The sequence below is a fragment of the Streptomyces sp. NRRL S-495 genome (assembly GCF_000966955.1).
Lineage (GTDB): Bacteria > Actinomycetota > Actinomycetes > Streptomycetales > Streptomycetaceae > Kitasatospora > Kitasatospora purpeofusca.
In genome coordinates this window covers 1-10692 of record NZ_JZWY01000186.1, presented here as the reverse complement: position 1 = coordinate 10692, position 10692 = coordinate 1, and the positions used below count along the sequence as shown (strand labels likewise).

Here is a 10692-nt window from a genome sequence, read left to right as displayed (position 1 = left end):
GGCGGGAGACCGCGGCGCGCCAGCGGGCGAGCCGCTCGACGGCCTCGTCCAGGGTGCCCTTGGTCCACTCCCAGTCCTCGCGGTAGTGGTGCGAGAGCAGGGCCAGCCGGATCGCCGCCGGGTCGACGCCCTCGCGGCGCAGGGCCGAGACGAAGACCAGGTTGCCGCGGGACTTGGACATCTTGTGGCCGTCCAGGCCGACCATGCCGGCGTGCACGTACGCCTGGGCGTACGGGTGGGCGCCGGTGGCGACCTGGGCGTGCGCGGCGCCCATCTCGTGGTGCGGGAAGGACAGGTCGCTGCCGCCGCCCTGGATGTCGAAGGACATGCCGAGGAACTGCAGGGCGATCGCGACGCACTCGATGTGCCAGCCGGGGCGGCCGTGGCCGAGCTCGGTGTCCCAGGCGGGCTCGCCGGGGCGGGCGGCCAGCCACAGCAGGGCGTCCAGCGGGTGGCGCTTGCCGGGGCGGTCCGGGTCGCCGCCGCGCTCGGCGAAGACCGGGTGCATGGCCTCGCGGGTGAGACCGGAGACCTCGCCGAAGGTCGGGTCAGACTCGACCGAGAAGTAGATGTCGCCGTCCAGCTCGTAGGCGGCGCCGCTCGCGAGCAGCTTCTGGACCAGCGGGACGATCCACGGGATGGACTCGACGGCGCCGATGTAGTGGGCCGGCGGGAGCAGCCGAAGCGCGGTCATGTCCTCGCGGAACAGCGCGGTCTCGCGCTCGGCGAGGGCCACCCAGTCCTGTCCGGTCTCGACCGCGCGCTGGAGCAGGGGGTCGTCGACGTCGGTGACGTTCTGCACGTAGAGGACGTCGTGACCGGCGTCCTTCCACACCCGCTGCACCAGGTCGAAGGCGTTGTAGGTGGCGGCGTGGCCCATGTGGGTCGCGTCGTAGGGCGTGATGCCGCAGACGTAGATCCGGGCGGCGCCGTCCTGCGGCACGACCTCCCGGATGCCTCCCGTCGCGGTGTCGTGGATTCGAAGGGGGAGCCCCTGACCAGGCAGGGCGGGAACCTCGGAGGCGGGCCAGGCATGCATGGCATCGACTTTAACCTTGAGAACATTTGAAAGCCTAACCAGTCGGCAAGATCGACTGGATTCGTCTGCTTTCGCGGCCCGGGCGGTTCCTGATCGATTGTGTCCGACTGCCCTCGCCGGGCCGCCGGCGCGGAACCATGCCGGAACTACGCCGGAAGCACGCCGGAACCGCCCCGCGCACGGCCACACGGGGCGGTCCGGGCGGACGGGCGGCCCGGTCGGCCCTGCCGCCGACCGGGCGCCCGCGACCCTCCGGGCATACGGCCGGAGCCGCTACAACCGCTGCCAGAGGGCCGGCACGTTCGGCGGCTCCCACCCCGTGATGGCGGTGTGCCCCTGGAGGCACCGGTAGGAGACGCCGCCGTAGGTGACGCGGTCGCCCGCGTTGTAGAAGGTGCCCGCGGCCCAGGTCCCGCCCGGCGGCGTGGTGGGGGGCGTGCTGGTGGGCGGGGTGGTCGGGCCGGTGGGGGTGGCGGTCGGGGTCGGGGTCTGCGGCACGTTGAGCACGAAGTCGTAGGTGCCCTCCTTCGCCGAGCCGACCTGGCGGACGTTCATCAGCAGCCGCGCGTCGTAGATGGTGTCGGTGCTGTTGCGAGGCTCGTTCGGGAAGTACAGCTGGGTGGTGAGCACCGGCCGGCCGGGCGCCTGGAGCTTGACGTGGATGTGCCGGGTGCGGCCCGGGTAGAGGCCGGGCACGATCGTGGTGAGGCTGAACGCGCCCTGGGCGTTGGTGAACTGGTGCCCGCGGAAGGTGAACCCGACGTTGTCGTAGGCGCCGTTCACATCGGCCTGCCAGAAGTCCAGCAGGACGCCGGACAGGGGCAGGCAGGCGCGGCCGAAGACGTAGCCGCTGACGGTGAGCCTGGTGCCCGGGGTGCTGTCGGTGATGAGCGAGGTGCGCAGCGGCGAGTTGGGCTTGAAGTACGGCCCCTCGGTCTGCTCGACGGTCGGGGCGTCGCCGTCGTGGCACTCGGGGGTGTAGTCCGGCATCTCGCCGGTGCCGACCCGGTCGCGGGCCAGGGCGACGCCGCCGCCGACCAGCAGGGGGGCGGTGCCGAGAACGGCGGCTGCCCGGAGGACGGTCTTGCGGCTTATCCGGCGGTCGGTGGGACCGTCCGTCCCGGTGACGGGCTCTTCGGACGCGGGCATGCGCCGACTCCTTCGCTGTGGGTGTGGGGGATCTGCCGGTGTCGATGGGAATGACGGCCCTTGCCATGGTGGGGGCATGACAAGGACCGGGCCGGCGGGCCGCCCGCTCGCGCCGGGCGGTCCGCCGGTGGCCGACAGTCAACCTACGGGCCGTCCGGACCCGCCGCGATGGACGTGATCCGGGGATCGTGGTGATTTCCTCCGACCCTCGCCCGGAACTCCCCGGGCGTCATCCCGGTCTCCCGGCGGAAGAACCGGCAGAAGTACGCCGGATCCCCGAACCCGGCCTCGCGGGACACCTGTCGGACCGTCAGTTCGGTGCAGGCCAGCAGGCGCTTGGCCTCCAGCGTCTGCTGCTGGCGGATCAGCCGCCCCGGCGTCCGGCCGGTCGCCTGCTTGACCGTCGCCTGGAGGTGCCCCGGGGAGACCCCCAACTCCTGGGCGCAGGAGGCGACCGAGCGTTGCACTCCGCCCGGGGTGGCGATCAGCCGGGTGAACGCGGCGGCGAGGTCGCCGGTACGGCTCGGCAGCGCCCCCGGGCCGGCCGGCGAACAGGCCCGCAGGGCGCGGACGACCAGGATGTGCAGACTGGCCCGCAGCACCCCCGGATAGCCCGCCGGACGGGCCCGGTACTCGGCCTCCATGTCCGCCAGCAGCGCGGCGATCGGCCCGGCCTGGTCGCCCAGCCGCACCGCCGGGCGGCCGGCCAGGGCGCGCAGCGCGGCGAGGTCCTGCGGATTGGTCAGGAGGAAGTCCTCGTTGAACAGCACGACCTGGCCGGTGAGGTCGTCCGCGTCCACCCAGTGGTGCACCTGGCCGGGCGCGATCACGCACAACTGCGGCGGCCGCAGCGGCCGCTGGACCAGGTCCAGGACGTGGGCGCCGCGGCCGCCGGTGACGTAGACGATCTCGAAGAAGGAGTGCCGGTGGGGGAAGCCGGCCCGGGACAGCGGGCCGATGGTGTCGAAACTGCCGATCGCGAACGGGAGCAGATGCGGCAGCGGGACCTGGAGGCGGTGCAGCGGCAGGTCCAGGTGGGGGGTGGTCCGTCGCTCGTCCATCGTCGCAGTGTGCGGCCAGGGCCTGGCACCGGTCCAGACCACTGTCCGGTACAAGGACCCGCGGACGGGTGGTCCGGCGGGCCCGCCGGCCCGGGCTTCGAAGGCCGGGCGGCCCGCCGGACCGTCAGATCGGCGGCCAGGGGATGGACGGCCAGTCCTCGGAGGGCAGCGGATGGGTGCCGGCGGCGAGCAGCGCCGCGACCCGGGCCCTGGTCGCGTCCAGCTCGGCCGCCGTCAGGTGCGGGGCCAGCCGCTCCCCCAGCGCGCCGTCCAGCTGCCCGGCCAGCCCGGCCAGCACCGCCGCCGCCTCCTCGGGCAGCGGGCTCCCGGCCCAGCCCCAGAGCAGGGTGCGCAGCTTGCCCTCGCTGTGGAAGGTGACGCCGTGGTCGATGCCGTAGATCCGGCCGTCCGCGGCCGGGATCAGGTGGCCGCCCTTGCGGTCGGCGTTGTTGAGGACGGCGTCCAGCACCGCGAGCCGACGCAGCCGCGCGTCGTCGGGGTGGACCAGCAGCGCGGTGCGCCCGTCGCCGACCTCGGCCCGGACGATCGGCAGCCAGCCCTCCTCGGGGCCGCCCGGGTCCTGGAGCGCGAGCAGCGGGTCCGCGTCCGGATCGGGCTCCACCCACAGCTGCACCATGCCGGGGCCGTGCGGGCCGTCCCGCAGCACGGTGGGCGGGACCAGCCCCCAGCCGGTGGCGGCGGACAGCTCGTAGGCGGCGACCTCGCGGCCGGCCAGGGTGCCGTCCGGGAAGTCCCAGAGCGGGCGCTCGCCGGCCACCGGCTTGTAGACGGCCTGCGCGGCGAGGCCGTCGGTGCCGTCGAGGCCGACGGTGCAGTAGAGGGCCGCGTTGGAGGCGTCGGTGAGCCGGCCGTGCACGGTCAGCGCGCCCTCCCGCAGCAGCCGCAGCGCGGTCGTCGGGTCGGCGGCGAGGGCGGCGGCCCCGGCGGGGTCGGCGCGCGGCGGCTCGACCTCGCCGGCCGGGGCGGGCGGCGTGTTCAGCGCCGGTACCCGTTCGCGCGCGGGCACAGGTGGCCCTCCGGGTCGAGCGGCAGGTTGCAGAACGGGCAGGGCTTGCGGCCGGCCGCGACGAGGTCCAGCGCGCGCCTGGCGAACACCCGGGCCATCGCGCCGGAGAGCCGCACCCGGAGCATGTCGGGGCCGTTCTCGTCGTCCTCGAAGACGGCGGCGCCCTCCTCCTCGCCCTCCTCCTCCTCGATCAGCGCCTGCGCCTCGACGACCAGGCAGCTGTCCACGGTGTCCCAGGCCAGCGCCATCGTGCCGACCCGGAACTCCTGCTCCAGCGGCAGGTCCAGCGGCGCGGTGTCCAGCAGCTCCTGCGGGGCGCCGGCCGGGATCGCGGCCTCGCCGCCGCTGCGGCGCAGGGCCTCGTCGAGGACCTCCTCGATCCGCTCGGCGAGCGCGGCGACCTGGGTCTTCTCCAGCAGCACGCTGGTGATCCGCCCCCGGGCGCTGGCCTGGAGGTAGAACGCCCGGGCGCCGGGCTGGCCGACGGTGCCGGCCACGAACCGTTCGGGCTGGTCGTAGAAGTGGACCTGACGGGGCACGCTCTCGCTCCGGATCGTATCGATCGTCGTGGACGTCGGGGACGCCACGGGGTTCGGGGTCGGGCCCGGTGGTCCCGGGGTGCGCGGCGGGGTGCGCCGGGGCCCACTGGTCACCCTACGACCTCCCGGGCCGGGCCGGGGAGCCGAGCCCGGGGGCGGGCGGCTCAGGGTCTGTCCTCCTGGATCCTGTCGGATCAGGCCGTGCCGGTGGAACCGCCGACCACGGCGTCCCCGCCCTCCCGGGCCCGGCCGGGGTGGGCGGCGGGCCGCGGGGCGAGGGAGGCGAGATCGCCGGTGTCGCCCATCCGCAGCACGAACGGGCGGCGCGCGGTGTAGCGGATCGCGGTGACCGAGCAGGGGTCGACGTTGATCCGCTGGAAGTGGTCGAGGTGCAGGCCCAGCGCGTCGGCCACCACGGCCTTGATCACGTCGCCGTGCGAGCAGGCGATCCAGACCGCGTCCTCGCCGTGCTCGGCGGCGATCTTCTCGTTCCACTCGCGGACCGCGTCGACGGTGCGGTGGCTCAGCTCGCGCAGCGACTCGCCGCCGGGGAAGGCGGCGGCCGCCGCGTGGTCCTGGACGGTGCGCCAGAGCGGCTCCTTGGCGAGTTCGGCCAGCGGGCGGCCGGTCCACTCCCCGTAGTGGCACTCGCCGAGCCGCTCGTCCAGCGCGGGCTCGCCCGGCGCGGCGCCGCCGCGCTCGGGACCGGCCAGCTCGGGGCGCGCGGTGAGCAGCGGCTCCAGGGTCTGCCGGCAGCGCTCCAGCGGGCTGCTGACCGCCTGGACCAGCGGGACCGGGGCGAGCCGGTCGGCGAGCGCGGCGGCCTGCGCGCGCCCGGTGTCGTCGAGCTCCACCCCCGGCGTCCAACCGGCCAGGATTCCGGCGGTGTTCGCGGTGGAGCGGCCGTGGCGGACGAGCAGCAGGGTGGGCATGGGCCCACCCTACGGCCTCCCGGACCGGGGCGGGCGGGCTTCCGGATCTTGGTCGGGGCGCTGCGGCGGGCGCGGGGCGGGGTGCTGGGCGGGGTGCTGCCGAGGGGGTGCGGACGGTGGCGCGGGGGACGGGAGGGGCGGTGGAGACCGGTGCCGGGGCGAACCGTCGTCGCGGCGGATGTTTCGGAAGGGCGCCAGGGGCGAGAATGGCGCGCATGATCGTCCACTGCGCCATCTACCGGGACGGCCGCCCGGTCGCGACGCCCGCGGGTCCGGCCGGCTCCCTCGCCGCCGCCCGGAAGGCGGGGCGGGGCGGCTTCGTCTGGATAGGCCTGTTCGAACCGACCGCCGAGGAACTCGACCAGGTCTCCGAGGAGTTCGGCCTGCACCCGCTGGCCGTCGAGGACGCGGTCGGCGCCCACCAGCGGCCCAAGGTGGAGGTCTACCAGGACTCGCTGTTCGTCGCGCTCAAGACCCTCGGCTACCACCCCGGCGGTCACGCGGTGACCAGCGGCGAGGTGATGCTCTTCGTCGGCGAGGACTTCGTGATGACCGTCCGGCACGGTGCCGACACCCCGCTCGGCGACCTGCGGGCCGAGCTGGAGGAGCAGCCGGAGGTGCTCAAGTACGGCCCGAGCGCCGTGCTGCACTCCGTCTGCGACGCGGTGGTGGACGGCTACGTGGACGTGGTGGTCGGGCTCCAGGCGGACCTCGACGAGCTGGAGGCCGATGTGTTCGCCCCCGGCCGGGTGGGCCGGGACATCGCCAGCCGGATCTACGGCTACAAGCGGCAGCTGGTCACCGTCCGCCGGGCCACCGGCCCGCTGGTCGAGCCGATGATGCGGCTGGACCGCGGCGGGGTCCCGTACGTCCGCGCCGAGGCGCAGCCCTACCTGCGGGACGTCTCCGACCACCTGGCCCGGGCCAACGACCAGGTGGAGGGGATGGACCGACTGCTGTCGGACATCCTCGCCGCCAACCTGGCGCAGGTCAGCGTGCAGCAGAACAACGACATGCGGAAGATCTCGGCCTGGGCGGCGCTGGCCGCCGTGCCGACGCTGATCGCCGGCGTGTACGGGATGAACTTCGAGCACATGCCCGAGCTGCACCAGGCCTGGGGCTACCCGGCGGTGGTCTCGCTGATGGTGGTGGTCTGTGTGGTGCTGCACCGGGTGTTCAAGCGGCACGACTGGCTGTAGGGCGGGCCTTTCGGAGCACGCCTCGGGCCCGCGTCACCGGTCGTTCCCGGGTGGCTCCGCCGGTTGTCGTTCCCGGGTGGCCCCGTCGCCGGTCGGACGGTGCCACCCGGGGCGCGGCGGTCAGGCCAGGCCGGCGCGCTCCAGCGCCGCGACGCCGGTGCGCAGTGCGGTGATCCGCTCGTCCAGGGTGAAGCCGGCCGGGGCCAGGGTGAGCGTGGTGACGCCCGCGTCGGCGTACGCCTGCATCCGGTCGGCGATCCGGGCGGTGTCGCCGATCAGCGAGGTGGCGTCGATGAGCTCGTGCGGGACAGCGGCGGCCGCGCCCGCGTAGTCCCTGGCCAGGTAGCGCTCCTGGACCTCGTCGGCGGCCTGCTCGTAGCCCATCCGCCGGGCGAGCTGGTTGTAGAAGTTCTTCTCCTTGCTGCCCATGCCGCCGATGTAGAGCGCGGTGTACGAGCGCTGCGAGTCGACGCCCGCCTTGATGTCCTCGCCGACCGCGATGGCGACGGTCGGGCAGACGTCGAAGCCCTCGAACTCCCGGCCGGCCTCGGCACCGGCCCGGACCCGGCCGGCCTTCAGCGGGTCGAGGGAGAGCGCGGCGTGCTCCGGGTCGAAGAAGATGCCGAGCCAGCCGTCGGCGATCTCGCCGGTCTGCTCCAGGTTCTTCGGGCCGATCGCGGCGATGTACAGCGGGATGTGCTCGCGCACCGGGTGCACGGTGAGCTTGATCGGCTTGCCGGGGCCGCCGGGCAGCGGCAGCGTCCAGTGGTCGCCCTCGTGGACCAGCCGCTCGCGGGACATCGCCTTGCGGATGATCTCCACGTACTCGCGGGTGCGGGCCAGCGGCTTGTCGAACTTCACGCCGTACCAGCCCTCGGAGACCTGGGGGCCGGAGACGCCGAGGCCGAGCCGGAAGCGGCCGCCGGAGAGGGTGTCCAGGGTGGCTGCGGTCATCGCGGTCATCGCGGGGGTACGGGCCGGGATCTGGAAGATCGCCGAGCCCACGTCGATCCGCTCGGTCCGGGCGGCGACGAAGGACAGCACGGTGGCCGCGTCCGAACCGTAGGCCTCGGCGGCCCAGCAGACCGAGTAGCCGAGCCGGTCGGCCTCCTGGGCGACGGCGATGTTGTCGGCGTCCATGCCGAGTCCCCAGTAGCCGAGGTTGATGCCGAGTCGCATGGGCACTGCCTTCCAGTCGGTTGTGTCGTGAGGGTAGCGGCGCGTCCGGCGGACATGCTACTGGCCGGTAGGAGTGGGCCGGGTCACATTCCGGCCGTGCGGCGGGGCCGGACGCGGCCCGTACCGGGGGCCGGGGCGTCCCGCGGCGGCGGCCGGGGCATCGCGCGGCGGCGGCCGGGGCATCGCGCGGCGGGGGCCGGGGTCGCCCTGCGGGTCTGCACACCTGCCCGGGCACCGGCCGCTACGCTCAGCCGACGTGGAGGCGCCTTGCCCCACCTGCGCGTTCGTCCCCCGTCGTCCCGGCCGTGCGGCCGCGGTGCCGACCGGTGCCGCCGCGCCGCCACCGCACCTACGGCCAGTAGGAAGGCACGTCCGATGGAAAAGCGTCACCTCGGCCGCACCGGGCTGCAGGTCTCCCGGCTCGGCCTCGGCACCATGACCTGGGGCCGCGCCACCGACGAGCAGGAGGCCGCGGAACAGCTCAAGGAGTTCGTCGACGCCGGCGGAAACCTCGTCGACACCGCCGACGTCTACGCCGACGGCGACGCCGAGTACCTGCTCTCCCGGCTCACCGACAGTCTCGTCCCCCGCTCCGACCTGGTCATCGCCACCAAGGCCGGCAGCGTCCCGGCCGCCCGCCGCTTCGACGCCTCGCGCGGGCACCTGCTCGCCGCGCTCGACGCCTCGCTGCGCCGGCTCGGCACCGACTACGTCGACCTCTGGCAGGTCCACGCCTTCGACCCGGCCACCCCGGTCGAGGAGACCCTCAGCGCCCTCGACATCGCCGTCTCCTCCGGCCGGGCCCGCTACGTCGGGGCCTGCGACTTCAGCGGCTGGCAGCTGGCCAAGGCCGCCACCTGGCAGAACGCCCATCATGGGCGGGTGCCGCTGGCCGGGGCGCAGCTGGAGTACTCGCTGCTCCAGCGCGGCATCGAACGGGAGGCCCTGCCCGCCGCCCAGGACGCCGGGGTCGGGCTGCTCGCCGCCTCCCCGCTCGGGCGCGGCGTGCTGACCGGCAAGTACCGGCACGGCCTCCCGCAGGACTCGCGCGGCGCCTCGCCGTACCTGTCGGGGTTCGTCCAGCCGTACCTCGGGGAGCGTCCGCGGAGGATCGTGGACGCCGTCGCCACCGCCGCCGACGGGCTCGCCAGCAGCCCGCTGGCGGTCGCGCTCGCCTGGGTCCGGGACCGCCCCGGGGTGGCGAGCGCGCTGGTCGGGGCCCGCACCGTGGGGCAGCTGCAGGCGGCGCTGTCGGTGGAGGCGCTTACGCTTCCGGAGGAGATCCGCGGTGCGCTCGACGACATCTCGGCGCCGGTCCACCGCTACCCCGACCAGGGGTGGAGCGAGCTGTAGCGGTCGCTCGACCCCGCGCCCGAGCCTGTCCGAACCGACCGACCGCCGACCCGGCCGCCCCGCGCGGCCCGGACCGGCCCGAACAGCCGACCGCCCGCAGCACGGGGCGGCCGGTACCCAGCAGTGGAGTTGAGCTTTTGTGGAGCGGACGATGACCGACGCGGAGAACGGCGCCCCGGAGGAGTCCTCGATGAGCCCGGACACGGGCGGCGCCGTGCCCGCGCAGGCGTCGGCGGAGCGGGGCCCGGCGGACGCGGACGCGGATGCGGGCGCCGACACGGCGGGCACGGACGGGGATGCGGGCTCGACGGACGGGGGCTCGGGCTCGGGCTCGGCTGACGGTGGGTCGGCGGGCGCCGGGGCACCGGATGCGGCCGGTCCCGGCGGCGACGCCGCGGACCGGGCGGCCGCCGTCGCGGCGCTGGCCGAGCGGGTCCGCTCGGTGGGCCGCTCCGGCCCGAACGCCGCCGCGCCCTCGTCGTCCTCGGCCGCCTCGACGCCGGAGGACGGGGCGGCTCCCGCCACCCCCGCCGACGGCACCGGCGCCGGCCGGGTGGTGACCGACGAGCAGCGGGCGCAGGCGCTCCGGGCGACCGCCGAGGTGCTCGGCGCGGGTGGCGCCCCGGCCGAGCTGGCCACCGCCGCCGTGTCGGTGTTCGGCGACGGCGCGGCCGAGCAGCTCCGCGAGGACCCGTGGGCCGTGCTCTCCCTGCCCGGCGTCCGCCCCGAGCACGCCGACGGCTTCGCCCGCGGCCTGCTCGGCCAGGCGGCCGGCCCCGGCGACCCCCGGCGGGCGCAGGCGCTGGTCGGCTGGGTGCTGGAGCAGGCGGCGCTGCGCGGCCACTCCGCCCTGGAGATCGGCGAGGTGACCGCCGGGCTGGAGCGCCTCGGGGTGCCGGACTCCGCCGCCGCCGTCCAGGCCGCGGTGCTCGACGGCGGGGCGATGCCGTTCCAGGAGGAGCTCACCGGTGCCGAGGCGCACGCGGCGGGCGGCGACGACGAGGACGAACCGCCGACCCGGACCCTGCTCGCCCTGGAGCGCCTCGCGCTGGCGGAGGAGAGCCTGGCGGACGGCCTGGTCCGGCTGATGTCCACCTTCGTGCCCGGCGAGGACCAGGAGGAGCCCGCCGAGGAAGCCGCGACCGAGACCGCCGAGGAAGCGGACGACGAATCGACCGACGACGCGGACGGCACGGACGGCGCGGACCCGGAAG

The 10692-nt window shown here is 75.2% G+C and carries 10 protein-coding genes; 3 read left to right on the top strand and 7 right to left on the bottom strand.

The genetic code is table 11. The annotated features are described in order from the left end of the window. The 6 genes from mshC to VR45_RS11755 all read right to left on the bottom strand — a co-directional run. Positions 1–1039: cysteine--1-D-myo-inosityl 2-amino-2-deoxy-alpha-D-glucopyranoside ligase (mshC, locus tag VR45_RS11780; protein ID WP_045939653.1), on the bottom strand; the 1039-nt coding region annotated here is incomplete at its 3' end. A 273-nt stretch (positions 1040–1312) separates the two neighbouring features. Further along, positions 1313–2188, bottom strand: coding sequence for a carbohydrate-binding protein (locus VR45_RS11775; RefSeq protein WP_045939650.1), 876 nt, complete (start codon positions 2186–2188; stop codon positions 1313–1315). Between the two features lie 143 nt (positions 2189–2331). Continuing rightward, positions 2332–3249, bottom strand: a complete 918-nt coding sequence (locus VR45_RS11770; protein WP_107084164.1) for a helix-turn-helix domain-containing protein — start codon at positions 3247–3249, stop codon at positions 2332–2334. Between the two features lie 124 nt (positions 3250–3373). Further along, positions 3374–4156 (bottom strand): SCO1664 family protein, encoded by a 783-nt coding sequence (locus tag VR45_RS11765; RefSeq protein ID WP_045939651.1) that lies wholly within the window; start codon positions 4154–4156, stop codon positions 3374–3376. Positions 4157–4245: 89 nt separating this feature from the next. Beyond that, positions 4246–4815, bottom strand: coding sequence for a DUF3090 domain-containing protein (locus VR45_RS11760; protein WP_045939649.1), 570 nt, complete (start codon positions 4813–4815; stop codon positions 4246–4248). Between the two features lie 194 nt (positions 4816–5009). Further along, positions 5010–5747, bottom strand: a complete 738-nt coding sequence (locus VR45_RS11755) for a histidine phosphatase family protein (RefSeq protein ID WP_045939648.1) — start codon at positions 5745–5747, stop codon at positions 5010–5012. Between the two features lie 215 nt (positions 5748–5962). Here VR45_RS11755 and VR45_RS11750 point away from each other — a divergent pair, with 215 nt between their 5' ends. Continuing rightward, positions 5963–6946 carry a magnesium and cobalt transport protein CorA gene (locus VR45_RS11750; RefSeq protein WP_353612681.1) on the top strand — a complete coding sequence of 328 codons (984 nt, stop codon included), beginning with the start codon at positions 5963–5965 and terminating at the stop codon, positions 6944–6946. Positions 6947–7066: 120 nt separating this feature from the next. Here VR45_RS11750 and VR45_RS11745 read toward each other — a convergent pair whose 3' ends face one another. Further along, on the bottom strand, positions 7067–8125 hold the full coding sequence (locus VR45_RS11745; protein ID WP_045939646.1) for an LLM class F420-dependent oxidoreductase: 1059 nt from the start codon (positions 8123–8125) through the stop codon (positions 7067–7069). Between the two features lie 375 nt (positions 8126–8500). Here VR45_RS11745 and VR45_RS11740 point away from each other — a divergent pair, with 375 nt between their 5' ends. Both VR45_RS11740 and VR45_RS11735 read left to right on the top strand, forming a co-directional pair. Beyond that, complete coding sequence (locus VR45_RS11740; RefSeq protein ID WP_045939645.1) at positions 8501–9478, top strand: aldo/keto reductase; 978 nt, start codon at positions 8501–8503, stop codon at positions 9476–9478. A gap of 151 nt (positions 9479–9629) precedes the next feature. After that, positions 9630–10692: helix-hairpin-helix domain-containing protein (locus VR45_RS11735; protein WP_045939644.1), on the top strand; the 1063-nt coding region annotated here is incomplete at its 3' end.

Bases quoted from the DNA above. Each gene is read 5' to 3' on its own strand.
- VR45_RS11750 (WP_353612681.1), top strand. From the start codon at position 5,963: ATGATCGTCCACTGCGCCATCTACCGGGACGGCCGCCCGGTCGCGACG.
- VR45_RS11745 (WP_045939646.1), bottom strand. From the start codon at position 8,125: ATGCGACTCGGCATCAACCTCGGCTACTGGGGACTCGGCATGGACGCC.
- VR45_RS11770 (WP_107084164.1), bottom strand. From the start codon at position 3,249: ATGGACGAGCGACGGACCACCCCCCACCTGGACCTGCCGCTGCACCGC.
- VR45_RS11740 (WP_045939645.1), top strand. From the start codon at position 8,501: ATGGAAAAGCGTCACCTCGGCCGCACCGGGCTGCAGGTCTCCCGGCTC.
- VR45_RS11755 (WP_045939648.1), bottom strand. From the start codon at position 5,747: ATGCCCACCCTGCTGCTCGTCCGCCACGGCCGCTCCACCGCGAACACC.
- VR45_RS11775 (WP_045939650.1), bottom strand. From the start codon at position 2,188: ATGCCCGCGTCCGAAGAGCCCGTCACCGGGACGGACGGTCCCACCGAC.